This window comes from Chryseobacterium sp. (assembly GCF_022869225.1).
In the GTDB taxonomy this organism is placed as follows: Bacteria; Bacteroidota; Bacteroidia; order Flavobacteriales; family Weeksellaceae; genus Chryseobacterium.
Genome location: NZ_JALIHL010000001.1, coordinates 1,129,277 through 1,153,608 on the forward strand (window position 1 = coordinate 1,129,277; position 24,332 = coordinate 1,153,608).

Genomic DNA, 24,332 nt, shown 5'->3' on the forward strand with positions numbered 1-24,332 from the left:
ATTGTAAAAAGAAAAATCACGAGAAAATCTGTAAGCCGGATTTTGTACTTCCGAAGAAGCGCCTGTTATTTATCTACGTCCTGCATTGCTGCATGACTTGAGCTGATTACCCCTCGGTTTTCAGGACGAGCCGCCCCTATTTCCATTACTGAAAAGAACCGATATACTTACCATTGCACCGCAAAGAGTTTACCTGGTTTCACTACAGCCGAACTGTACTTGCTTTCTGTTGCACTTGTCCTACCCTCACGGGTGACGGATGTTATCCGCTTTGCTGCTCTTTGGTGTCCGGACTTTCCTACCCCTGTCAAAACAGGAATCAACAGGCCGATTTTCTCGCGATGGCAAAGATACATAAATTTCGGGAAGGTAAACCGCGAAGAGGCAAAGAAAGCAGCGAAGGGAAAGGGCAAATTTGCAAATAGGTGAACAGCCCATTTTTTGTTTTTAATATCTTTTTTAAATCAGAGAGCGTTTTTTTATAAACCTTGAATTTGCATACAAAGAATGCTGGTATAGAAGCTCATTGTTTATTGGCTTTCTTAGTTTTTTCGCTCTTATGCTTTCCGACTTCCTTGCGACTTCACGATTTTACCATTATAATTTTCATCAATTACCACTTTATTATTATCTTCGTGCCATTATATATCTATGGATTCCAGAGAAAAAGAATTTGCGCAGCTTATTAAAGATAATCAGGGTCTGATTATTAAAGTATCGCGCCTGTATACTAATTCTCTCGAAGACGAAGAGGACCTTTTTCAGGAAATCGTATTACAGCTTTGGAGAAGTTATGATTCTTTCAAAGGAAATTCTAAAATTTCTACATGGATGTACCGTGTAGCCCTTAATACAGCCATTACCCTCTTCAGAAAAAAAGTAAAAGTCTTCCCACCAATGAGCTGGATATTAATCACAAAGATTTTGTGGAAGATGATGACGAAAAACAACAACAAATATCACTTTTGTACACTGTAATCAAGACTCTTCCCAATGTAGAAAGAGCCATTGTCATGATGTATCTTGACGATCTGCCTTACAAGGATATTGCCGAAAACCTCGGGATCACCGAAGTTAACGCTCGTGTAAAAATGAACAGATTAAAGAAAACCCTTAAAGAACAGATGGAAAAATATGCCTGAATTTGATTTAGATAGTTTTAAGAAAACATGGCAGGAGCAGCCTGTTCAGCCAAAATATGATAACAGCGAGATTCTTCAGATGCTGAATAGAAAATCACGCAATTATATAAAATATATTTTCTGGATTAGCGTTGTAGAATTCCTGTTCTTTTCTGTTCTGGGATTGTTCTATTTCTTTCAGGAAGAAGAATCAGAAAGCTTCCGCAAAATGCTGGAAAGATTGGGAGCCCAGGAATCTCCTGAGGTAGAAAATAATTTCAGTCATGTTTATTTAGCTATAAAAATTTTAAGCTTACTGATCACAGCTTATTTTGTATTGAAGTTCTATCAGAATTACCGCAAAATAAAGATTGAAGAAAACCTTAAAGGGCTTATTACAAAGATTATTAAATTCAAAAAGACAGTCAATGCATTTATTCTTATCAGTATTGTACTGCTGGTTATCTTTACATTTGTTTTAACGGCTTTTATATTTTATACTTTAAATTCTCAAAACATACAGCCTACCAATTCCAACCTGACCATCATTATTGTTGGACTTGTAGTCAGCACATTACTTGCTGTATCCATGATCTGGTTTTATTACCGGTTAGTCTATGGAAGTATTATTAAAAAACTAGACAAAAACTTAAAACAGCTAAGAAGTATAGATTCCCAGGAAAATTAATCCATATAGGGCAATAGTTAAGATTTTTTTTTACTTTTATTTCACCAAATCTTATACTATTATGCCATTATCTTATGTCTATGGAGCTTCTGAGATTCCATTATTAGGACAGACTATCGGGAGAAACCTTAAAAGTACTGTCGAAAAATACCCTCATCAGGAAGCCTTAGTCTGCGTTCATCAGAATTACAGAGCAACTTACCAGGAATTTTATAACCAAACCACTGCTGTTGCCAAAGCATTATTATTTTTAGGGGCAAAATTTGGAGACCGGATCGGAATATGGGCTACCAACCGCTATGAGTGGGTACTTCTCCAATATGCTACTGCCAGGATAGGAACTATTTTAGTCAATATCAATCCTGCCTACAGAACCCATGAACTTACTTATGTCCTCAACCAATCGGAAGTTCGTTTTATTTTTTCTTCCTTACGCTTTAAAACCAGTAATTATAAGGAAATGGTTGAATATGCAAAAGAGGTATGTCCCAGCCTTGAGCACGAGATTTTCTTTGATGAAAGCTGGGAGGATTTTGTGAACAACGGACAGGATATTTCAGATGAAGTACTTCACAGCTTTGAAGAACATGTACAGTTTGATGATCCTGTCAATATTCAATATACTTCGGGAACTACCGGCTTTCCAAAAGGGGTAACACTTTCCCATCATAATATTGTAAACAACGGTTATTTCATCGGGATCCGGTTAAAGTATACTGAAAAGGACCGGGTTTGCATTCCTGTTCCTTTCTACCACTGCTTCGGAATGGTAATCGGAAATATATGCTGTACTACGCATGGGGCCTGCATGGTAATTCCCAATGACAGCTTTGATCCGGATATTACCCTTAAAACCGTTTCTGAAGAAAAGTGCACTTCATTATATGGTGTTCCTACGATGTTCATTGCAGAACTTGCCGTGAAAGATTTTGATACATATAACTTTTCAACTTTAAGAACAGGTGTTATGGCAGGCTCAGTATGTCCGCCTGAAATCATGAAGAAAGTTGAGAATCTGATGAATATCAAGGAGATGAGCATCTGTTACGGAATGACAGAAACTTCTCCTGTTTCCACTCAGACCCTGATCGGAACTCCGTTGGAAAAACAGGTCAGTACGGTAGGAACCGTTCAGGATCATCTGGAAATAAAAATCGTTGATGAAAACGGAAGAATACTGAAACGTGGAGAGCACGGTGAACTTTGTACACGAGGGTATTCCGTAATGTTAAAATATTGGAATGATCCTGAAAACACAAAAAAAGTACTGGATGATGCCCGATGGATGCATACCGGAGATATGGCGGTAATGGATAAAGACGGCTATATTACCATTTCAGGACGAATTAAGGATCTGATCATCCGGGGTGGAGAGAATATCTCTCCTAAAGAAATTGAAGACTTTTTATACACCTACACTCATATTCTGGATGTCCAGATCATTGGAGTTCCCAGTGAAAAATTCGGAGAGGAGGTAATGGCATGGGTCAAAGTGAGAAAAGGATTTACGATCACTGAAGAGGAACTTCTTTCTTACTGCAAAGGAAGGATCGCTCATTATAAAGTACCGAAATACTGGAAATTTGTGGATGAATTTCCATTGACTATTTCAGGTAAGATAAGAAAAGTGGAAATGCGGGAGATCTCTGTGAGAGAATTAGGCCTGGAAAATGCAAAACACGGTTCCCATTCATAACGACCACAATTTTTATAAAAAACAAAAGCATTTCTAATGGAAATGCTTTTTATTTTAGTTCTAAAGTTCTTTTCTTAATCTCGCTACAGGAATATTGAGCTGTTCACGGTATTTGGCAATCGTTCTCCTTGCAATATTATAGCCCTGTTCTTTTAAGATGACTACCAGAGCATCATCTGTAAGCGGCTTTCTTTTATTCTCTTTGCTGATTACTTCCAGAAGATGAGTCTTAATTTCTTTCGTAGAAACTTCCTCACCATCATCATTGGTCAAGCTGTCTGAGAATAAATCTTTAAGGTATACAATACCATTCGGGGTATCTGCATATTTGCTTTTTACCACTCTCGAGATCGTAGAAATATCAAATCCCGTAATATCTGCTACATCTTTTAAGATCATGGGTCTCAGAGACTTTTCATCCCCTGTGATAAAGTAATCTTTCTGGAATTTAACGATCGCTGTAATGGTCTGTAATAAGGTATTCTGACGCTGATTAATAGCATCGATATACCATTTGGCAGCATCCAGCTTCTGTTTGATAAATAAGGCAGCCTGCTTGTGTTCGGATGAATTTTTATCATGTGAATACGTTGTAAGAATATCTTTATACTCTTCAGAGACTCTCAGCGTAGGCGCATTCTTGCTGTTAAGCATAGGAATTACCTGACCATCTTTTACCTGGATCACAAAATCCGGGATAATTTCCTGGTTGATGGTAATAGTCTGGGTATCGAAATTCCCACCCACTTTAGGCGATAATTTGGAAATTTCATCTAAAGCGTCTTTCAGATCATCTTCTTCAATATCATATTTCTGAATGATTTTATTATAATGCTTATTTGTTAAAGCATCAAACTGATATCTCAAAATATTGGCAGCCAGAGAAACTGCTTTATCTGAACTGACCTTCTTTTCTATCTGAAGCAGTAAACATTCCTGCAATCCCCTTGCCCCTACACCGGACGGATCCAGTTTCTGGATATAATTCTCAAGGATATCTTCCACTTTTTCTTTGGTCGTATAAATTCCCTGTGAAAAAGCAAGATCATCAACAATAGATTTGATCTCTCTTCTCAAATATCCGTCGGTATCCAGGTTTCCGATCACATATTCTGCAATCCTTAAATCTTCATCATTAATATTAACCAAATGGATCTGCTCCATCAAATAATCATATAATGACTGCCCTTCCGTTAAAAGGCTTTCGTTGTCAAATTCCTCATCATCAGGAGAATAGTTGCTGGATGCCGTTTTATAGCTTGGCTCGTCATCATAAAGATATTCATTCACATCAAAATCTGTTTCGATGCTTTCCGTACCTTCATCCTGATAGGCATCTTCCAAAGACGAATATTCTTCCTCTTTAGAATCCTCTTTTGCAATTTCTAAAGCAGGATTTTCCTCTAGCTCTCTCTCCAACTCCTCTTCAAATTCAAGAGTATGAAGCTGAATAAGCTTCATCAACTGGATCTGCTGAGGGGCCAGCTTCTGTCCTAATTTGAGTTGTAAGTGTTGTTTAAGCATACTAATATTGGCGTTTTAACATAACATATTCTACGAATTTAATAAATTTATTTGATAATAAATACATTTAGCATGATTTTTGCATTATACTTACTAACATAATAAACTACTAAAAAATAAAAAAAGCCTTATCTTATGATTAAGGCTTTTTTTATTATGCTAGAATTCAGCACTTTTCGGCGTTCTTGGGAAAGGAATCACATCTCTGATATTCGTCATTCCTGTAACAAAAAGAACTAATCTTTCTAATCCTAAACCAAATCCTGCATGTGGAACCGAACCGAACTTACGGGTATCAAGATACCACCATAGCTCATGTTCATCAACATGCATATCAGCCATTTTCTGCTTCAGTACGTCTAATCTTGCTTCTCTTTCAGAACCTCCAATGATTTCACCGATCCCCGGGAAAAGAACATCCATTGCGGCAACGGTTTTGTTGTCATCATTCAGTTTCATGTAGAAAGCTTTGATTTCTTTTGGATAGTCAAATAATACAACCGGGCTTTCAAAATGCTTTTCAACAAGGAATCTTTCATGCTCAGACTGAAGGTCTGTCCCCCATTTTTCTACCGGGTAAGCAAATTTTCCTTTTTTATTCTCTTTTGAGTTTAATAAGATTTCAATAGCTTCTGTATAGCTTACACGCTTAAAACGTTTAGCCACTACATTCTGAAGTTTCTCAATAAGCCCTTCTTTTGCTCTTTCCTTTTCCGGTTTTGTTTTCTGTTCTTCTGCAAAACGCTTATCAAGGAAATCAAGATCATCTTTACAGTGGTCCAAAACATACTGGATCACATATTTTAAGAAATCTTCAGCAAGGTCAATATTATCTTCCAGGTTGTTGAAAGCCACTTCCGGCTCAATCATCCAGAATTCTGCAAGGTGTCTCGTTGTGTTCGAATTTTCAGCACGGAAAGTAGGTCCAAATGTATAAATTCTTCCTAACCCCATGGCCGCAGTTTCTCCTTCAAGCTGTCCTGAAACGGTAAGATTTGTTTTTCTTCCGAAGAAGTCCTGTGCAAAATCAATTTCACCTTCTTCAGTTCTTGGGATGTTGTTCAGATCAAAATTCGTTACCCCAAACATTTCTCCTGCTCCTTCTGCATCAGCACCTGTAACTACAGGAGTGTTGATATAGAAAAACTGGTTTTGGTTGAAAAACGAGTGAACAGCAAAGCTGACCGCGTGACGTACTCTGAAAACAGCTCCAAACAAATTGGTTCTGAATCTTAAGTGGGCCTGCTCACGAAGCTTTTCCAGGCTGTGTTTTTTAGGTTGAAGAATCGTGTTTTGAAGTTCTTCTGTAAAGTTATCTCCTAAAATGACGATCTTTTTAGCGATAATTTCTACAGACTGTCCCGCTCCCTGGCTTTCTACCACTTCACCTACCACTTTAAGGGAAGAAGCTGTATTAATATTTTTGATGATCTCTTCATCAAAATTTTCGAAATCAACAACTATCTGCAAATTATTAATCGTAGATCCATCATTAAGTGCAATAAAGCGATTAGCACGGAATGTTCTTACCCATCCGAAAACTGTAATGTCATGATGTAATACTTTCTTGTAATCCTTAAGGATTTCTTTGATCGTTTGCTTTTTCATTTGTTGATGATAAATTTTTGTATAAAAATTAATGTTTGCAAAGTTACAAAAAAACAGCGCAACTTAATGGTTACGCTGTCTTTAAAAATCATTTATCAGGTATTAAAAATCTTAGTTCAAGAAAACTCCCTTTGTATTCTTCTCCGTTCCCTTTTTTATAAAGTATAAACTCTATCCTGAACTTGCTTAGAATGTACCTTGACTTGAACTTAACACATCAATTTTATCACTTCTAAAAGGAATAAGTCTACGTCATTCCTGGTTTTCAATGGTTAGTTTTTACTTATGGAAATAGTTATTAGTTTTTAAGTGATAATTCGATATGACTCATGATTCTCTTACGTTCAAGTCATGTCATTAACTCTGTCATTATATTTTACACCACGCTTATTGACACAGTTAATAAATTCCGCCCATTTTAATAGTATTGATAAATAATTTTGATGACCTCTAATCTACGTATCTAACTTTCTGAACATTATTAATTTAATCGGCCATCTTTACTTTTTGTAATTTGTTTTTTTAATTTCTCACCCTGAACAATTCAAAATTGGCTTCTCATTTCTCAATTTTATCAGTTCAGATAATCTTCTTGTCATACCATCCCTTGCATGGGATGTTTGGGTATTTACATTTTTGTACTGTACACATACAAAAACATAAATGTTGTGTTTTTACCTTGAAGCAAAGATGCAGTAAAGAAGAATGATGATACAAGTGAATACTTTATAAATTCATAAATTTATATCTATAAATTTATGAATTTATGAATTTTAACTAACTCACAATAAGAAACTTACAGACAAATCACTGCTATTATCTCAATTGTATCACATGGAAAATGATCATCGTGTTTTTGTAGGGTTTTATCACCACGGTATGAATATCAACTTCACGAATATGAATATTTTATTCTGAAATTTAAATTTTTTTGAACTTGTTTTTCCCTACATATCAAAATAGACAGTACAGTTTTATTGTCCGCTTGGAGATCATTTCCACTCTGCCCTGCCTTCCGGCTAATATACTTTTCCTTTATCTTCGTAAAGAAGATTATACCCCTGATCCGTCAAAAAAGTAACAGACCTTCATCTCATTCCTCTCTCTAAAATCAATAACAGCCGGGCACATTTTTGATCTATTCTATCCCGTTTAAAATTTTATGGATGGATGGATAAACCTATTAAATCAGGACAAATTCTTGGATGTATGGACAGATTTATCCCTTAGACAAAGATTAAACAATTAGAAAGACAATCCTTTCCTACCATTTGGACGACAGTCCTGATGATTATATATAACCATAAAAAAAATTAGGATGATAGTATTGAATTTCAGAAATTTATACAAAAAGAATTTTATAATTACAATATCAAACAACCGCTGAAATGAGATTTATACTTTTATTTGTTTTTTATCTTTTACCCAGCTTTTTTTATGGACAGATTCCCAATATCGCCGATCATGAAAAAATCGAAAATCCTATTCATAAAAACAATCTGAATACAATTATTTTCCTGAGCAAACCCATTTCTTTAGAGAATATCAGGGAATCTGATTTCATAAATCATCTGGATTTTCATGAAGACAAAGATTTGGATCTCCGTATCTTTATGGACAACTCATTGCTAAATTACCTGCATCAGCTTGATCCTTCTTTAACAGAAAAAGAACTTCTCCAAAAGGGAAATTATCAGTTTTCATTTTATGTAGACGGAAAAATGATGTATCAGGAAAATTTAAATACTAGGGCCGGGACAGCGGAAAGTAAAAAAGTGAAAACAACATTCAGGATCCCTCTTATCAGTTCAAGCAATGAAGATTCCTGGGGCAGATTTTTATGGATGAGATTTTATTTTAAAGGCAATGGTGCTGATGCCCTGGAAGCCGGAAACCATATTCTAAAAATTGAAATCCGGCCTTACCTCAATACTTCAACGGTAAAAACAGGAAAGATTATTGCTTCGGGGCAGCTCCATGTATATGTTCCCCAAAAGAATATCAGTGAAAACCTGATTGCGGTTCAGCCGATTCAGTCCGACAGTGGATGGAAAATTTCTGATGAAACATTTAATACTGAAAAAATAAGACTTCTCAATTTAAAAATTGCTGAAAACAGGCTTAGAGAGATCACCAGTGTTGTTGTGATTAAAAACGGTAAACTCCTTCTTGAGGAATATTTCAATTCATCCGGAAGAGATTCGCTGCAGGATACCAGGTCAGTAGGGAAATCTTTTTCTTCGGCCCTCACAGGAATTGCAGTACAAGACGGTTATCTTAAAAGTGAGAATCAAAATCTGAAAGAATTCTATGAGCTAAGAAAGTTCGCCAATTACTCCCCTAAAAAAGACAGTGTCACCATTAAAAGTCTGCTCACTATGAGCTCCGGCTTTGAAGGAAATGATGACGACTACGAATCTCCGGGTAACGAAGAAAATATGTATCCCACCAGTGATTGGGTAAAATTTACGCTAGACCTGCCTATGACAAAAAATGAGATCGGGAGAAACTGGAGCTATTTTACCGCTGGGGTTGTAGTCACCGGAGATATCTTAGACCGGGCTGTTCGAAAGGGTTAAAAAATTATGCTGATAAAAAATTATTTCAACCTCTTGGAGTTACCGGCTATCAGTGGCAGTTTACCCCGCAGCAAAAGCCTTCTTTAGCTGGAGGATTACGAATGAAGGCATTAGATTTTGCAAAATTCGGACAGCTGTATAAAAATAACGGAAAATGGAACGGAAAAACTGTTTTGGATAAAGGCTGGGTAAAAAAATCGTTCACCAATTATTTTACGGACCATAAAGATTTTGAAGGCTACGGCTATTTATTCTGGCGGAAAGTTTATAAAATGGGAAATAAAAACATTGAAGCTTATCAGTCCAGCGGAAATGGCGGAAACAAAATTATCATTTTTACGGAAATACCTGTTGTAATGGTGATTACGGCGAAAGCTTACAATAAGCCTTACGCCCATTCACAAGCAGATAAAATGGTACAGGAGTATCTTTTACCCGCCTTAAAAATGAGTAATGAATAATCAGTAATGAGTAATGTGGAAAGGTGAGAAAGAATAGCTTATTGCTTATTGCTTATTATTGCTTATTGCTTATTGCTTATTGCTTATTGCAAAACTATTCGTCTTTCTTCGAAGGAATCAGAAAAACATCAATAAGACCTTCAGGAAGTTCCATTTTGATTATTCTTTCTTCCCTGTCAACCTCAAGAATCCAGTCTTTGATCATAGGAATAACCACTTCTTTCCCATCCAGATTGGTAATGAAATACACCTGTGCCGTCTGATCGTTTACAGATCTGATCACTCCACAGTTGTTATCATTTTGATCAAAAATTTCAAATCCGATGATTTCGTGGTAATAGAATTGTTTTCCGGAAAGTTTAGGCAATGTGGCAAGCGGCAGGTAAACGTTTTTACCTAAAACCTGGTCTACCATTGCTTCGGAAGAGTTTTTGAATGCAAGATTCAGAGCATCAGATTTGCTCCAAGAGGATTTTTCAATAAAAAATGGAACCAATAATCCGTTGATTTCAACGAATATTGATTCCAATTTATTGTAAAGCTCGGGTTGATCGGTATCCAGTTTAAGGATCACGTTACCCGCAAGTCCGTGTCTGCGTGTGATTTTTCCTAAAAAATAGCAATCTTCTTTACGCATAACAGGGTTTGTTCTTAAGCTTCAGTGTTTTCTTCAGTTTCAGCAGCAGGAGCTTCTCCTTCTGCAGCTTCAGCAACTTCTTCAGCAGGTGCGTTTGCAGCTTCTTCAGCAGCTTTAGCATCAGCTTCAGCTTGTGCAGCAGCAGCCACTCTAGCTTCGTTTACTTTTACTTCAGCTTCCAAAGCAGCTTTTTTAGCATCAGCTTTAGATTGAGCTAAACCATCTGCTTTACCTTGTACTTTAGATTCTTTAGATTCTAACCAAGCATTGAATCTTTTTTCAGCTTCTGCTTCATCAAAAGCACCTTTAGCTACACCACCTTGTAAGTGTTTTTTGTAAAGGGCACCTTTGTAAGAAAGAATAGCTCTAGCTGTATCAGTAGGCTGAGCACCGTTGTTTAACCACTGTACAGCAGAATCAACGTTCAATTCGATAGTTGCCGGGTTAGTAATTGGGTTGTAAGTTCCTAGTTTTTCGATGAATCTACCATCTCTTCTAGCTCTAGAATCTGCAACCACGATGTGGAAGAAAGGTTTTCCTTTTTTACCGTGTCTTTGTAATCTGATTTTTACTGACATAATGTTTGAATTTTACGGGAACTCGTCCCAGTTAAATATTTAAGAGTGCAAAGATAAATAAAATTTTCAATGTATCAATGTAAAATGCAATAATTATTTTAAGACTTATTTTACAGCCGTCCTGTCATACCTGGCGTATTAAGATAAAAGGCAATAGCGTTGAAATGATTACGGAAATAAAAACGGCAAGAAATACAATCAGATTATCCCTTGTTTTCCCTGTAACAAACCGGATGACAAAATAATTAATAATATACACAGGAACAAGCAGGGCAAATAAAAACGTATTCATTATAAAAGCAAATACTCCGAGGAAAAGAAACCCGGTAACGGAAGATATCAGAATCCCCAAAAGGCTTCTATAAATGGTATCCTTATCAATGGTATTATTTTCTTTGACAGCTGAGAATTCAGAAAATTTCTGCAAAATGAATTTCTTCAGCTCTTTATCTTCCATAATTTCAGAAGAAGTGTTGTCTAAAATAAAATTGTGATCCAATCCTTTCCGTACCATTTGATGAACCTCAAATGATATTCGTCCTTTTTCCTTTATGAATGCTCTCCTGTATTCTGCTTTCTTTACAAAATCATCATAATTGAAATTCTGCCGAATCGCTTCATCCATTTCATTATTGATTGTACCTGTATGGTCAATCAAAGAAAGATAAGCCACGATCAGGTCTTCTTCATTATAATTTCTGTAAATATTCTTCATCCTAAACGGCTCCCATATAGAAAAGCCCTAAACATTTCTGATTTTCTTCAATCGTCAAAGATTCTTTCAAATAATCAACAATTTTAGGAGAACTCCAGTAGCATCCGATATGGTGGGCAGTACAGGTAAGATACATATTCTGAACAGCCATTGAAGTCGCAGCAATTTCTTCCCATTCAGGAACCATTCCGCTGAAATTAACAACAATGGAAACGACCCTATCAGCTTTATTGATTTTAAAGCCTATGTCATTGTATTTTTTTCCAGGAAAAGGTGTTCAGGCTGAGTCGCTTTATAGATTTGCTGCATTTCTAAAGCCAGTTTTGTTTTTTCTTCCCCTTTGAATATTTTGAAACGCCATGGTTTCGTACGTTTATGATTGGGGGCAAATGTTGCCGAATTTAAAATTTCATCAATTACCTCTTGAGAAATTTCAGTACCGGTATAATCTTTAGGAAAAATACTTCTTCTTTGCTCTATGATTTCTTTTAAAATTTCTGCTTTATTCATACCAGCAAATTTACAACATGAGATTCAATCATTACAGCACCTCCACTATTTTCTGATGAATTTTATTCAATGTAAATTCATCTCCGGCTTTCATTCCCATCATTTTTTTGGCCATGGGACTTTCCGGAGAAATGGCATAGAACCGGTCTCCTTCAAAAAAGAATTCACCTAAAGAAACTGAAATATAAAAACGGGCTTTATTGGTAATGACCAGAGAGCCCAGCTGAACTCTCTCAGTGGCAGTATTCAGAACTTTTGCCATATTTCTTTTAAGATCATTTAAAGCACCCAGCTGTCTTTGCATCTGGTAAATTTCCTCCTGCATTTCTTCCCGCATGCTGTCATATTTCGGGGTCTTTTTAATATCCCGGCTTGCTTCCAGAGTAAATTCTATAAAATTTTTAAGTTTCTCAATTTTCTCTGTAATGGTAGTTTTTACGAAGTCTCTGATATTGTTTTTTTCAAATACAATCTTCTCCATAAATCGATTCTTTATATAAAGATAATATTTTTATCATAATAATTTATATTTTTCCCTCCTCTAAAAACAGACTGGATCTGCAAAATTCTCACTCAGTTCTCCCGCATGGCAGAATCAAGAGAGGAAAATATATTATTTCACTTATCACCTGTTTTGCTTTAAATTATGATCCATAAGGCCATTAAGTACTATAAAACTTCCTCTTTTTTATCCCATGAAACAGGAAGATTCAAGGTTATTTTTTTATTATGCTGTCAGGCGGAAGTGATTACGGAGACAATAAACAGACACCTGTAAAAAGCCCTGTAAAATTTACAAGGCTTCTTTTTTTATTTTTCTGATAATTTTTTGAGATCTCCCAATCCCTGTCCAAACATCTTATCCATATTATGATCCATCATGGGTTTCATAATCTTCATCATGGTGTTGAGTTCATTATCAATCATCCACGTTACTTTGGTTCCGTTTCCTTCCGGGGTCACTATAAAAGCGGCCTTGGCCGTCCCTTCAAAAGGCTGAATGAAATGAAGATGGGTAGCCATTTTTTCATTGGGAACTATTTCAGCAATGGACTGCTCTCCTTCTCCCACATTTTTATCTCCTTTCCAATGGTAGGAATCTCCTACTTTATCTCCTTCTCCGGAGTAGGTAATTACAATATTCTTATCTGATTTTGAGAAAGGATCCCAGGCATTATACCCTTTTAAAGAGCCTACATACTGCCATACTTTTTCTTTGGGAGCATTGATCACAACAGATTTTTCATAGTGATAATCTTTACTGAAAGTCAGTATTGCAATTACAGCATATACGATAATCAACAGAATGATGATCCCGATAATTTTTAAGAGTGTTTTCATAGTCTATATATTTAAGGTTATGTTTTTCTAACTGATACTGGTTAAATCTGTTCTCAAAATTAAATATTCCAACATCACCCCTTCTTTTCATATGACAAGATTATTTAAAGATAAGTATTTTTGTCATAACTTGGTATTCAGGCATTATTTTTGACGATTTCAGCTGTGATTCCCCATGAATCATTAAAATTTAACCTCATTTAAAAATTGAAAAATGAATATTCTAACAGAAAAATTTAACACGCCATATCATGCTGCCCCCTTTAATGACATTAAAAATGAAGATTTTCTTCCTGCTTTTAAAGAACTGATCCAGAAGTCTGAAGAAGAAATCAACACTATTGTCAATAATCCTGATACCCCTACTTTTGAAAATGTTATTGAAGCATTAGCATATTCAGGAGAACAGCTGGATGTGGTTTCCAATATATTTTTCAATTTAAATTCTGCAGAAACCAGCGATGAGATCCAACAGATCGCTCAGGAAGTTTCTCCGATCTTAACTGAATATTCTTCAAAAATATCTCAAAACGAGGCCCTTTTCAACAAAATCAAAAAAGTATACGATGAAAGGGAAAAGTATGACCTCAATGAAGAGCAGAAAATGCTTTTAAATGAGACCTATAAAGGTTTTGTAAGAAGCGGTGCTTTATTGAATGAAGAAGATAAAGAAAAACTGAAGAAGATCAGCATGGATCTTTCTGTCAAGTCTCTGCAGTTCGGACAGAATGTGCTGGCCTCTACGAATGCCTATTTCAAACATATCACCAATAAAGAAGATCTGGCAGGAATTCCTGAAGCAATTGTAGAACAATATGCTGAGGAGGCTAAAGAGAGAAATCTTGACGGATGGGTGGTAACTTTACAGTATCCAAGCTACATTCCATTCATGACCTATGCCGAAAACCGTGCACTGAGAAAGGAACTTGCTTTAGCCAATGGTAAAAAATCCTTTGACGGCGGAGAGCATGACAACCAGAATCTTATTAAAGAACTTCTTCATTTAAAACAGCAAAAAGCAGAATTATTAGGCTACACAGATTATGCAGATTTTGTCCTTGAAGAAAGAATGGCCAAGTCTCCGGTAAAAGTTTTTGACTTTCTCAATGAGCTTTTAACGAAAGCAAAGCCGTATGCTGATAAGGAGATTGAAGAATTAAAATCTTTGGCAGAAGCAGATGGTATTGAAGAAACGCAAAGTTATGATCATGCCTTTTACGCCGAAAAACTTCGTAAACAGAAGTTTGACCTTAATGATGAAGAGCTTAAACCATACTTCCCGCTGAACCAGGTACAGGATGCCGTTTTCGGATTGGCAGAAAAACTTTTCGGATTGACTTTCGAGGAGAGACAAGATATTCCAAAATACCATGAAGATGTAAAGGTATATGAGGTAAAAGAGAATGGAAACTACAAATCCCTGCTCTACGTTGACTATTTTCCAAGAAAAGGAAAAAGAGCAGGTGCCTGGATGACAAGCTACAAAAACCAGTATCAGCAAAACGGGGAAAATTCCCGCCCGCATATTTCCATTGTCTGCAATTTCAGCAAACCTACAAAAGATACGCCTAGTTTATTAACATTCCAGGAAGTGACTACCTTATTCCATGAATTCGGACATGCCCTTCACGGAATGATGGCCAATACCCAATATCCGTCTCTTTCCGGAACTTCCGTAAAATGGGACTTTGTGGAATTACCATCCCAATTTCTTGAAAATTTCTGCTATGAGCCTGAGTTTTTAAAAACTTTTGCCAAACATTATAAAACAGGGGAAGTACTTCCTGATGAAAAAATTGAAAAGATCGAACAGTCTAAAAATTTCATGGAAGGCTACCAGACTTTGAGACAGCTTGGTTTTGGAATCCTGGATATGAACTACCATACGAAAGTTGGAGAGTTAGAACATGAAAGTATAAAGGATTTTGAAGATAAGTATACAAAGCCTACCACCCTTTACCCTATCCATTCTGAAACAGCGATGAGCCCAAGTTTCTCCCATATTTTCCAGGGCGGATATTCCGCAGGATATTATTCTTACAAATGGGCAGAAGTATTGGATGCCGACGCTTTCCAGTATTTTAAGGAAAACGGAATATTCAATCCGGAAATCGCAGCTAAATATAAGGTCCTCCTTTCTTCAGGCGGAACAAAAGATCCCATGGAACTGTATAAAGATTTCAGAGGAAGTGAGCCGAAGGTGGAAAGCTTGTTGAAAAGAGCTTTTGGATAAATAAACAAATCCCTTTGATGTAGAGTCAAGGGGATTTTGTTAAATATAAAAAGTTACGATAATTATTAATCCAATTTTTAGCAGATCAAAAAACGAAAGATTTATTGCAGGAAAGCTAAATTTGTAAAGTAAAAAAAACATCAATTCTGTAATTTTAAATAATGAGTAATATAACACTGAGATTAGAAAACGTAAAAAAGCTCCAGGCTAAAAGATGGGAAAATGAAGACCATTGGGATACTCTAAATGATTTATTAGTCAAGGAATTGGATGAAATTTTACTTATTGAGCCTAACAACAATCCGGCTTTAATTAATATCGGTGCTGTTTATTCTGATATGGGTGAAAATGAAAAGGCATTGCACTATTTAAAGATGGCATTACAGCTGGGTTCGAACGACAAAAATTTATTCGTAAATCTTGCGATCGTACTTATTTATATGGAGAAACATCAGGAAGAATATTTAGAATATCTTGAAGAAGCTGAAGATAAAATTGAAGATCCTCTCACTTTTAAAGCTTATTTTGACCCTCAATCTCATTAAATTTAACATCAATCAATCTAAAACCATGTTATGCTATTAGCCATTTTACTTCCCTTTTTATCTTTTATGGTACGGGGAAAAATCATTACCGGAATTATCTGTTTGATTTTACAAATCACATTAATCGGGTGGCTTCCGGCTGCCATTTGGGCTGTTGTGTCTTTAAACAATGCACGGGCGGACAAGAGAACTGACAGGCTGATTAAAGCCATGCGCGACAATAAAGGATAGATCAACTTATCATTCATTAAAAATTGTAAAAATATATAAAGCCGGATGTTTTAAACGTCCGGCTTTATATGTGAAGAAGAGAAATTATAATATTGATGATTCAGATTCTGATATAATTATCGTAATTTTACTGTAGATCATCTAACAACTGATAAAATAGTAAGACCTTTATCTATAAGGGAACTCCCAAAGTTTGAACCTTTTTCAAAAAATTATCAAAAACGAAAAGCCATAATCCAACTTATTTATGAAAGAAAATAAATACGACAATCCGTCTTTTTTTGACCAGTATGAAAAAATGCTTCGGTCACAAATAGGCCTGGAAGGAGCCGGAGAATGGCATGCCCTGAAAAAAATGCTGCCGGATTTTAAAGGAAAAAAAGTCCTTGATCTGGGTTGTGGATTTGGATGGCACTGCCGCTATGCTATTGAAAATGGCGCTACATCCGTTACCGGAATAGATCTTTCGGAGAAAATGCTGGCTAAAGCTAAAGAAATCAATAATCTGGAAGGTATCCGGTATGAAAGAAAAGCGCTGGAGGATCTTGAATATCCTGCTGAAACATTTGATATGATTTTAAGTTCGCTGACCCTTCATTATGTGGAATCTTTTGATGTTCTTTCCCAAAATATCTATCGATGGCTGGCTCCGGGGGGCATTTGGTATTCTCTGTGGAACATCCTGTCTTTACAGCTGAAGGGAGCCAGGACTGGGTATATGATAAAAACGGTGAAAAAACTTGTTGGCCTGTAGACCGGTATTTTATGGAAGGAAAAAGAAACACCACGTTTTTAGGCGAGCAGATAACCAAATACCACAGGACTTTAACTTCTTATCTCAATACCTTACTAAAGCAGGGTTTCAAAATCAAAGAAATGATAGAGCCGGAACCGGGCCCAGACATGCTTAAAGAAATCGCGGAGATGAAAGATGAGCTCAGAAGACCCATGATGTTATTAATTTCTGCAGAAAAGTAAAACCATGATGTAAAATACCCGAAATCAAATTTCATTGTTAAGATTAAAAACACAATTTACTATATTGCATAACATAGTAATAAAAATAATTTATATCTTTGCTTAACAAAGTATATAAATATGATGATTAAAAAACTGATCATTGCCCTTCCTCTGCTTTTATTCTTCAGCATTGCAGTGGATGCCCAAAAGCTTGTAAAAAGAGATGAAAAGAAAATTGACAGCCTTATTCAAACTGTATTCGGGAATAAAAATGAACCGGGAGGTGTATTTATGATGACCCGCAAGGGAAACGTCCTATACAGGAAAGCTTTCGGGAAAGCTAACCTGGAGCTTGATGTTGATATGACTCCTGACCATGTTTTTCAAATCGGTTCTATGACCAAACAGTTTACCGCTGTGGCTATTCTGATGCTGGAACAACAAGGCAAACTTAATGTCAACGACCCTATTTCCAAATACATCAAAGATTATCCTAACGGAGATAAAATCACCATTCACCATCTTCTGACCCATACTTCGGGAATTAAGGATTTCACCAAAATGAAATCCCTGTCTTCCATTGCTCAAAAAGAAATGAAACCTGAGGCTATGGTTGATTTTTTTAAGAATGAACCTGTGGATTTTGCACCGGGAGAAAAGTTTGATTACAACAATTCAGGATATGTTGTTCTGGGCTATATCATAGAATCGGTATCGGGGGAAACGTATGAAAATTTTATCAGGAAAAACATTTTTGACAAAGCCGGGATGTCTAGCTCCTACTATGCTTCTGACAGAAAAGTCATTCCTAAAAGAGCTTACGGATACCATCAAAAAGAGCAGGAATTTGTGAATAAAACCGTGATCAGTTTCAGTGTTCCTTTTTCCTCAGGTTCCTTATTGTCTACCGCAGATGATATGCTTAAATGGCAGCAGGCTTTAAACGGGAATGTTTTATTAAACCCTGAAGAAACCCAAAAGGCATTTCAAACATATAATCTGAATAATGGTAAAGAATTCACGTATGGATATGGTTGGCATCTGAAAGAGATCAGCGGAATTCCGGATCGCGAACATGGAGGAAGTATTTTCGGATTCAAAAGTATGGGGATCTATATTCCCCAGGAAGATATTTATGTGATAGGATTCAGCAATTGCGACTGCCACTCTCCTACTGAGATCACCAGAAATATGGCAAAGATTGCGGTAGCATCTGTAAAAAAATAATTTATTATGGGCCTTCAATCCCTATTTTATATATTTTTACTTCTGACCTGTATATCCTGTAATCAGACACAAAAACAGACTAATATCCCAACTATGAAATCCAGCAATCCGGTCGTATATTTTGAGATTCCCGTCAATGATCTGGAACGTGCAGAAAAATTCTACACCGCAGTTTTCAATTTTTCTTTTGAAAAAGAGCTTATAGACCGGTATGAAATGGCCTTATTTCCTTTTGAAGAAAAAAATAGCGGAATTACCGGGGCATTGGCAAAAGGTGATGTCTATACACCGTCTAAAGTTATTTTAAGGATGAAAACATTGATGAAACCCTGAAAAAGGTTCTTCAACAGGGAGGAAGAATTCTCTATCCCAAAAAAGCAGATGAAAAATATGGCTTTGCCGTGGCAGAATTTGAAGATTCTGAAGGAAACAGAATTGCACTGCACGAAACCGTTCGGTAATCAACTTATCATTTTATACATAGTATTTTTTAGTTGAATTATCCGCATATTTTGTATCTTTAGTTACCATATTCATAAAACATTTGGTAAAAAGTAATGGCAGAAGAACTTTATTTTATTAAAACCAATCCTAATATTGCTAAAATCAATTTATACAATAAGCTCTGCCGGGAAGAAGAAGAGATAGCCCAGTTTTTGAAGGCTGATTCCCAGATCAACCTTGAAACGATAAAAGAGAAGGTAAAAGATTCTGTAGAAGAGCTCTCGAAAGAAGAGCTGATGAATATTTTTTCATGGTTCAGCTATAAGTACCCAGCCAACCATGAAGAAATCAAAACACAGCTTTTTGTTCATGGTATTGACCTCTTTTACGAAATCCCTTCTGCAAATAATGTACAGCATTTCCTGCAAATCCTTTCAGATTATGAAAAGTCCTCCCAACAGCATCTGGACTATATTGTCAACGCCCAAAACTTCAATCAGTTCCTGATCTATGGACTATTTTTCACCAGCTTATTTGACGGAAATCATGGCCATGAAAATGTTCTGTCCCATTATTTAAAAGCCGATCATGAATCTTTGTACCTTCTTGCTGAAAATCAGTTTTATTTAAAAGATCCGAATGACAAAAGTGATTTAAGCCTCTACCATTATTTTAACGATCTGTATGATCTGACAAAATTTTATAAAGGTCCTATTATTCAGCTTTAAAACCGGTAATAAAAAAGAGACTCTTCAGGCCTCTTTTAAAATTTCCGGGTTTTTCATCAGATAGTCTAATGCATCTTTCACTGCTTGTTCCGGGCTTTTAGGATCAAATCCCAGTTCATTCCTTGCTTTTGAGATATCAAAATCCTGCTGCAACCCTGAAAACATGGCAATATCTTTTCTGGTCAGTACAGGAGCCTTTCCGCTTAATTTGGCAGAGAATTCCATAATGCCGGCAATGACCAACAGCATTCCTTTAGGCACCGAACCGGGCACTTTCAGCTTCAGTTCCGGGTACAGCGTATTCGCTAAAATAGTAGTATCGGTTATGCTCATACATTTTTCATTCGCCAGAATATACCTTTCTCCCGACCGCCCTTTTTGGGCAGCCCGGTAGCATCCTTCAGCCACATCTTTCACATCTACCCAGTTTAGGGTTATTTTAGTATCTACCGGAATTTGTTTATTAAGAATAAGCCTGAGAACCCCGTAAGAGACGTTTAAAGGTAAAAATGCCTCGCTTCCGATCATTGCAGAAGGCATCACTGAGACAAGTTCTATTCCTAGTTTGGCAGCCAGTTCAAAGGCAAGCTTTTCACCATCGTTTTTGGAATTATAGTACATATCCCTTCTGTCAGGATTATAGCCGTTGCTTTCTTTGGCAGGAAGAATGCTGTAGTTCAGCGCTGCGATGGAACTTACATAGACAATTCTCTTCACCCCTGCTTCAGCCGCCGCTTCAATGGTATTGCGGGTACCGCTTATATTAACATCATAAATTTCCTTTTGGGGATCTTTCGCCCACAAGGTAAAGGATGCTCCTACGGCGTAAAATGTTTCCACACCCTGCAGTGCTTTTACAAATGAAGCTTTATCCGTAATGTCTGCATATACCACTTCACAATCCAGATTTTCAAAAGGTTTCTTATTCCTGATATTCCGTACGGTTGCCCGCACCGGAATTCCTGTTTTACTAGAAACCGTACCAAATTATTTCCCAAATGTCCGTTTGCTCCTGAAACCAGACTTAGATGATTCTTTGTCATTGTATTGATTTTAATACTGCAAAGTTCATCTTCCTGTTTCCCGAATCACTTGACTTTTGTTAGTTAATTATTTTTCTTCTGATCCTGCTGAGACTTTCAGGTTTCATCCCTAAAAATGAAGCAATATACTGGATGGGAACATTCTGAATAATGCCCGGGTAATCTTCCAGAAGCTTAAGGTAGCGCTGTTCAGCTCCCAAAGCTGACAATTCCCTGGACCGGTTTTCGTTATAAGCAATAGACTGCTGGAAAACAGAAATACTGAAGTCTTTCATAGCCTGGCTTCCCGCCACTAAAGAATCAAGGTCATCTTTGGTAATCCTAAGCAGTTCACAATCTGTAATGCATTCTACATAATCTTCAGATCTGGTTCTGTTGATAAAATGGGCATAAGAAGTAAAAAAGCCGGGAGGGCAGTTGATATGGGTGGTTACCTGATTCCCCTTGGAATCCGGATAATATAGCCTCATATAGCCCGAAACAATATAATAAAGATAATTCGGGACTTTTCCTGCTTCTTCAATCACTGTATTCCTTGAATATTTCACGGGTTCAAAGCAACGCTTTACCGCCTCGGTCTCTTCCTCGGTAAAATCATAACCTAAACGTATATATTGCAATAATTTATCGTGCATTGAAAGTGATTTTTTTTCTGAATCCATTGCAAAAATAACCAAACAAAACATCAGAAATACCTTCTTTCCAAAAAAGATTTTTCACAGCCCCCATGTAATATCATCTCCTTAGAAATTGTCTTGTATAAAAAACGAAGTATGAATCGAAAGACCGTTATTCTTGTCAGCCTTCTATCCACTTCATTCATTTTTGCACAAAGTGTTGAAGGGACCGTTACAGACAGGGAAAATAAACCGGCTGCTGAAGCTGAGGTACTGATTATAAAAGACAATGCTAAATTTTCTGCGATCACGGATGAAAAAGGGATGTTTAAAATTCCTTTAAGAGAAAATGGAAACTACTTATTAGAAATCATAAAAGACGGAGTAAAAACGAACAGTGAAAATATTACAGTACAGGGTAACGCTCAAAAAAACATCCAGCTCAGCGAACCTGTCACAATACAAAAGGTAGAAGGGGTCACCATTACCGCAAAGAAAAAGTTATTTGAAAGAAAAGTAGACCGTCTGGTCTTCAATGTCGAGAATTCTGTAGCTTCTCAGGGTATTGATGCCATTGAAGCTTTATCAAAAACCCCCATGGTAAAAACCAGCGATGACGCCATCAGCATTGCAGGTAAAAGCAATGTTGCCGTGATGATCAATGACAGGCTTCTCAATCTCAATGGCCAGGAGCTGATCAACTATCTGAAGACCCTACGTTCTGATGACATCCTTAAAATCGAGGTGATTACCACACCCCCGGCAAAATATGATGCAGAGGGTAAAAGCGGACTGATCAATATTATTCTTAAAAAAAATGCCAACCTTGGCTGGAATGGCTCTATCCAGACTTCCGGAAATTATTTCTGGGGGAAACCTACCGTTTCTGCCAGAAGCGGTGCCACGTTTAATTACCAGGGAGAAAAATTATCCCTCAGCACCAATCTGTCTGTGGGCGACAATTACTGGCAATACAATACGTACAATTATCTGACCGGGATCAACACGACTGATTATTGGAACCGGGACAGCGATAATCTCAATAATTATAAATACAAAAGCGGAAATATAAAGGCAGAATACAAGATCAGTGATAAAAATTTAGTGGGGATCAACTACAATTATTCCCACAGTAATCCTCAGGAGAAAGGAGTAAGTAAATCCACAAGATTCAATGAGGAAGGCCTGCTGAATATTTTGTCTAATTTTAACAATAAAAACAGCAGGGATGTTCATAATGCCACGGCATTTTATGAAACAAAACTGGACAGTACGGGAGGCAAGCTGAACCTGACCGCCAATATGATGATCAACAATGCCAACGCCAGAAATTTCTCTAATACCATTACTTCCGGGGTTATTTCTACAATGGCCAATCCGATTAGTAAATACAGAATTTACTCCGGACAGGCAGACCTGGAAAAAACCTTTGGTACAGTTAAAACGGAATCCGGACTAAAGTATACCAAAATTAAAAATGATTCTGAGTTCAATTTCTTCAATATTGAAAATGACCAGTATAAAATTAATACCGAACGCACCAATACTTTCTTTTATAATGAGGAAAACTATGCAGCCTACGTATCTACCAATTTTAAAATCAGCGAGAAATGGGATGCGAAAGCCGGGCTCCGCTATGAATATACGACTTTGGAAGGCGTGTCAATGAATGATACCAATTCAGCAAAGATCAGGTATGGCAAATTTTTCCCAACCGCTTATATCAGCTATAAACCCAATGAAAACCATGCCTTCTCCCTCAATTATTCCCGTAGGATTTCCCGTCCGTATTTTGGAAACCTGAACCCTTTCAAATTTTATACTTCAGAGTATGAATACAGTACCGGAAATCCATACCTGCTTCCTTCCTTTTCTGATAATTTTGAATTCGGATATGTCTTAAACAACAACCTGAATATCACCCTGTACTATAATTATAATAAAGACAACTGGGACAGGATTCAAATGATGGATGGAAATTACAGATATACGATTGCCAAGAATTTTTATAATAAAGATCAGGCGGGAATTAATATCAGCTATAACTATAATAAACTGAAATGGCTGGAATCCAATATTTTCGTGAATGGATATTATACCCGATCAAAGTCTTATGATCCGGCTATTCTTCCGGTACCGGCAGGATACAGTGCCAATATTAACATGGATAATAATTTCTTCCTTAACAAAGAAAAAACGGTAACATTCATGCTGGGACTCTGGAGCAGCCTTCCTAATAGAAACGGAAATACCTACTACTATACCAATACTTCACTGTATACAGGGTTAAAGCTGAGTTTTATGGATAAAAAACTTCTCGTTAATCTCTATCTGAATGATCTCTTAAATACCAACCGGGAAAAAGGAATTGAATATTACCCTACATACAATATAGATTATCAATATAAAGGAATTACCCGAAATGTTCATCTTTCCCTTACGTATAAATTCGGGAACAATAATGTAAAAGGGGCTACCAAACAGGTGAAGTTTGAAGAATCGAACAGAGCCGGCGGCAGCAATTAAACTATATTTAGCATCAAAACTATACCCGTGTTGCTAAGAAAGCTAATGACCGGCAGCAGTATATTAGTATCAGGACTTCTGCTGGTCTCCTGTTATAAAGAGTATGACAACCATTTCTTCAATGGAGAATGGATCTCTGATTCGTTAAAAAACCAAAGAGAATGATCATTGGCGGGAGTTTTTATATTTTGACACTGGGAATGCCTTGCAAACCACTCATTGGGGTAAACATTATCTTTTGAATAGAAACCTTACTGCAAAAGGGTTAAAAAGAATTACTATAAAAAGCGAATTGACAGTCAGGGAAAAAGCCCAGCAGC

General features: G+C 36.7%; 20 protein-coding genes, 1 other RNA gene and 3 pseudogenes. 13 read left to right on the forward strand and 11 right to left on the reverse strand.

Features of this window, described 5'->3' with window-relative positions:
* Positions 1–15 precede the first annotated feature (15 nt).
* Positions 16–339, reverse strand: an RNA gene (gene rnpB / locus MUW56_RS05290) — RNase P RNA component class A.
* Between the two features lie 312 nt (positions 340–651).
* On the opposite strand from rnpB, the pseudogene MUW56_RS05295 reads away from it, so the two are divergent.
* From MUW56_RS05295 to MUW56_RS05305, 3 genes and pseudogenes are all read left to right on the forward strand, one after another.
* A pseudogene (locus MUW56_RS05295) lies at positions 652–1,142 on the forward strand (RNA polymerase sigma factor).
* The gene (locus MUW56_RS05300) at positions 1,135–1,809 is read left to right on the forward strand and encodes a beta-carotene 15,15'-monooxygenase (RefSeq protein ID WP_292012212.1); all 675 of its coding nucleotides are present in this window, start codon (positions 1,135–1,137) and stop codon (positions 1,807–1,809) included. Before MUW56_RS05295 ends, MUW56_RS05300 begins: the two are co-directional and overlap by 8 nt.
* Before the next feature lie 61 nt (positions 1,810–1,870).
* On the forward strand, positions 1,871–3,505 hold the full coding sequence (locus MUW56_RS05305) for an AMP-binding protein (protein ID WP_292012213.1): 1,635 nt from the start codon (positions 1,871–1,873) through the stop codon (positions 3,503–3,505).
* A gap of 60 nt (positions 3,506–3,565) precedes the next feature.
* On the opposite strand, the gene rpoN is transcribed toward MUW56_RS05305, so the two are convergent.
* Positions 3,566–5,029 (reverse strand): RNA polymerase factor sigma-54, encoded by a 1,464-nt coding sequence (gene rpoN / locus MUW56_RS05310; RefSeq protein ID WP_292012214.1) that lies wholly within the window; start codon positions 5,027–5,029, stop codon positions 3,566–3,568.
* Between the two features lie 159 nt (positions 5,030–5,188).
* Positions 5,189–6,637, reverse strand: coding sequence for an asparagine--tRNA ligase (asnS, locus tag MUW56_RS05315; protein WP_292012215.1), 1,449 nt, complete (start codon positions 6,635–6,637; stop codon positions 5,189–5,191).
* 1,388 nt (positions 6,638–8,025) lie between these two features.
* On the opposite strand from asnS, the gene MUW56_RS05320 reads away from it, so the two are divergent.
* Both MUW56_RS05320 and MUW56_RS05325 read left to right on the forward strand, forming a co-directional pair.
* The gene (locus MUW56_RS05320) at positions 8,026–9,216 is read left to right on the forward strand and encodes a serine hydrolase (protein WP_292012216.1); all 1,191 of its coding nucleotides are present in this window, start codon (positions 8,026–8,028) and stop codon (positions 9,214–9,216) included.
* Between the two features lie 101 nt (positions 9,217–9,317).
* Complete coding sequence (locus MUW56_RS05325) at positions 9,318–9,677, forward strand: hypothetical protein (protein WP_367118498.1); 360 nt, start codon at positions 9,318–9,320, stop codon at positions 9,675–9,677.
* A gap of 94 nt (positions 9,678–9,771) precedes the next feature.
* On the opposite strand, the gene rimM is transcribed toward MUW56_RS05325, so the two are convergent.
* The 6 genes and pseudogenes from rimM to MUW56_RS05355 all read right to left on the reverse strand — a co-directional run bounded on the left by rimM (position 9,772) and on the right by MUW56_RS05355 (position 13,458).
* On the reverse strand, positions 9,772–10,314 hold the full coding sequence (gene rimM, locus MUW56_RS05330) for a ribosome maturation factor RimM (RefSeq protein ID WP_292012217.1): 543 nt from the start codon (positions 10,312–10,314) through the stop codon (positions 9,772–9,774).
* A 14-nt stretch (positions 10,315–10,328) separates the two neighbouring features.
* The gene (locus MUW56_RS05335) at positions 10,329–10,892 is read right to left on the reverse strand and encodes a 30S ribosomal protein S16 (RefSeq protein WP_292012218.1); all 564 of its coding nucleotides are present in this window, start codon (positions 10,890–10,892) and stop codon (positions 10,329–10,331) included.
* A gap of 124 nt (positions 10,893–11,016) precedes the next feature.
* Positions 11,017–11,607, reverse strand: a complete 591-nt coding sequence (locus MUW56_RS05340) for a hypothetical protein (RefSeq protein ID WP_292012219.1) — start codon at positions 11,605–11,607, stop codon at positions 11,017–11,019.
* Position 11,608: 1 nt separating this feature from the next.
* Positions 11,609–12,117 (reverse strand): annotated as a pseudogene (locus MUW56_RS05345) (nitroreductase).
* 31 nt (positions 12,118–12,148) lie between these two features.
* A complete protein-coding gene (locus MUW56_RS05350) occupies positions 12,149–12,598 on the reverse strand; it encodes a hypothetical protein (RefSeq protein WP_292012220.1) in 450 nt (149 codons plus the stop codon).
* Positions 12,599–12,927: 329 nt separating this feature from the next.
* Positions 12,928–13,458: an SRPBCC family protein gene (locus MUW56_RS05355; RefSeq protein ID WP_292012221.1), complete on the reverse strand. Its 531-nt coding sequence runs from the start codon at positions 13,456–13,458 to the stop codon at positions 12,928–12,930.
* A 214-nt stretch (positions 13,459–13,672) separates the two neighbouring features.
* On the opposite strand from MUW56_RS05355, the gene MUW56_RS05360 reads away from it, so the two are divergent.
* The 7 genes and pseudogenes from MUW56_RS05360 to MUW56_RS05390 all read left to right on the forward strand — a co-directional run bounded on the left by MUW56_RS05360 (position 13,673) and on the right by MUW56_RS05390 (position 19,826).
* The gene (locus tag MUW56_RS05360; protein WP_292012222.1) at positions 13,673–15,691 is read left to right on the forward strand and encodes a M3 family metallopeptidase; all 2,019 of its coding nucleotides are present in this window, start codon (positions 13,673–13,675) and stop codon (positions 15,689–15,691) included.
* Positions 15,692–15,852: 161 nt separating this feature from the next.
* Positions 15,853–16,236 (forward strand): tetratricopeptide repeat protein, encoded by a 384-nt coding sequence (locus MUW56_RS05365; protein WP_292012223.1) that lies wholly within the window; start codon positions 15,853–15,855, stop codon positions 16,234–16,236.
* Between the two features lie 30 nt (positions 16,237–16,266).
* Entirely contained in the window at positions 16,267–16,467 is a 201-nt protein-coding gene (locus tag MUW56_RS05370; RefSeq protein WP_292012224.1) for a YqaE/Pmp3 family membrane protein, read from the forward strand.
* Positions 16,468–16,714: 247 nt separating this feature from the next.
* Positions 16,715–17,445: pseudogene (locus tag MUW56_RS05375) on the forward strand (class I SAM-dependent methyltransferase).
* Between the two features lie 120 nt (positions 17,446–17,565).
* Positions 17,566–18,654, forward strand: a complete 1,089-nt coding sequence (locus MUW56_RS05380; RefSeq protein ID WP_292012225.1) for a serine hydrolase — start codon at positions 17,566–17,568, stop codon at positions 18,652–18,654.
* A 93-nt stretch (positions 18,655–18,747) separates the two neighbouring features.
* Positions 18,748–18,987, forward strand: a complete 240-nt coding sequence (locus MUW56_RS05385; RefSeq protein WP_292012226.1) for a VOC family protein — start codon at positions 18,748–18,750, stop codon at positions 18,985–18,987.
* A 224-nt stretch (positions 18,988–19,211) separates the two neighbouring features.
* Positions 19,212–19,826 carry a hypothetical protein gene (locus MUW56_RS05390; protein WP_292012227.1) on the forward strand — a complete coding sequence of 205 codons (615 nt, stop codon included), beginning with the start codon at positions 19,212–19,214 and terminating at the stop codon, positions 19,824–19,826.
* Between the two features lie 24 nt (positions 19,827–19,850).
* Here the strand turns inward: MUW56_RS05390 and MUW56_RS05395 are convergent, their stop codons facing one another.
* Both MUW56_RS05395 and MUW56_RS05400 read right to left on the reverse strand, forming a co-directional pair.
* On the reverse strand, positions 19,851–20,780 hold the full coding sequence (locus MUW56_RS05395; protein WP_292012228.1) for an NAD-dependent epimerase/dehydratase family protein: 930 nt from the start codon (positions 20,778–20,780) through the stop codon (positions 19,851–19,853).
* 148 nt (positions 20,781–20,928) lie between these two features.
* Positions 20,929–21,504, reverse strand: a complete 576-nt coding sequence (locus MUW56_RS05400) for a Crp/Fnr family transcriptional regulator (RefSeq protein WP_292012229.1) — start codon at positions 21,502–21,504, stop codon at positions 20,929–20,931.
* 138 nt (positions 21,505–21,642) lie between these two features.
* Between MUW56_RS05400 and MUW56_RS05405 the strand changes: the two genes are divergently transcribed.
* Complete coding sequence (locus MUW56_RS05405) at positions 21,643–24,012, forward strand: outer membrane beta-barrel family protein (RefSeq protein ID WP_292012230.1); 2,370 nt, start codon at positions 21,643–21,645, stop codon at positions 24,010–24,012.
* The last annotated feature ends 320 nt before the right edge of the window (positions 24,013–24,332 follow it).

Excerpts from the sequence above, each read along its gene's own strand:
- MUW56_RS05325 (WP_367118498.1), top strand. The coding sequence starts at position 9,318 with ATGAAGGCATTAGATTTTGCAAAATTCGGACAGCTGTATAAAAATAAC.
- MUW56_RS05340 (WP_292012219.1), bottom strand. The coding sequence starts at position 11,607 with ATGAAGAATATTTACAGAAATTATAATGAAGAAGACCTGATCGTGGCT.
- MUW56_RS05400 (WP_292012229.1), bottom strand. The coding sequence starts at position 21,504 with ATGCACGATAAATTATTGCAATATATACGTTTAGGTTATGATTTTACC.
- MUW56_RS05405 (WP_292012230.1), top strand. The coding sequence starts at position 21,643 with ATGAATCGAAAGACCGTTATTCTTGTCAGCCTTCTATCCACTTCATTC.
- MUW56_RS05365 (WP_292012223.1), top strand. The coding sequence starts at position 15,853 with ATGAGTAATATAACACTGAGATTAGAAAACGTAAAAAAGCTCCAGGCT.
- asnS (WP_292012215.1), bottom strand. The coding sequence starts at position 6,637 with ATGAAAAAGCAAACGATCAAAGAAATCCTTAAGGATTACAAGAAAGTA.
- MUW56_RS05305 (WP_292012213.1), top strand. The coding sequence starts at position 1,871 with ATGCCATTATCTTATGTCTATGGAGCTTCTGAGATTCCATTATTAGGA.
- rpoN (WP_292012214.1), bottom strand. The coding sequence starts at position 5,029 with ATGCTTAAACAACACTTACAACTCAAATTAGGACAGAAGCTGGCCCCT.
- MUW56_RS05380 (WP_292012225.1), top strand. The coding sequence starts at position 17,566 with ATGATGATTAAAAAACTGATCATTGCCCTTCCTCTGCTTTTATTCTTC.
- MUW56_RS05385 (WP_292012226.1), top strand. The coding sequence starts at position 18,748 with ATGAAATCCAGCAATCCGGTCGTATATTTTGAGATTCCCGTCAATGAT.
- MUW56_RS05320 (WP_292012216.1), top strand. The coding sequence starts at position 8,026 with ATGAGATTTATACTTTTATTTGTTTTTTATCTTTTACCCAGCTTTTTT.
- MUW56_RS05360 (WP_292012222.1), top strand. The coding sequence starts at position 13,673 with ATGAATATTCTAACAGAAAAATTTAACACGCCATATCATGCTGCCCCC.
- MUW56_RS05370 (WP_292012224.1), top strand. The coding sequence starts at position 16,267 with ATGCTATTAGCCATTTTACTTCCCTTTTTATCTTTTATGGTACGGGGA.
- MUW56_RS05300 (WP_292012212.1), top strand. The coding sequence starts at position 1,135 with ATGCCTGAATTTGATTTAGATAGTTTTAAGAAAACATGGCAGGAGCAG.
- rimM (WP_292012217.1), bottom strand. The coding sequence starts at position 10,314 with ATGCGTAAAGAAGATTGCTATTTTTTAGGAAAAATCACACGCAGACAC.
- MUW56_RS05350 (WP_292012220.1), bottom strand. The coding sequence starts at position 12,598 with ATGGAGAAGATTGTATTTGAAAAAAACAATATCAGAGACTTCGTAAAA.
- MUW56_RS05355 (WP_292012221.1), bottom strand. The coding sequence starts at position 13,458 with ATGAAAACACTCTTAAAAATTATCGGGATCATCATTCTGTTGATTATC.
- MUW56_RS05335 (WP_292012218.1), bottom strand. The coding sequence starts at position 10,892 with ATGTCAGTAAAAATCAGATTACAAAGACACGGTAAAAAAGGAAAACCT.
- MUW56_RS05390 (WP_292012227.1), top strand. The coding sequence starts at position 19,212 with ATGGCAGAAGAACTTTATTTTATTAAAACCAATCCTAATATTGCTAAA.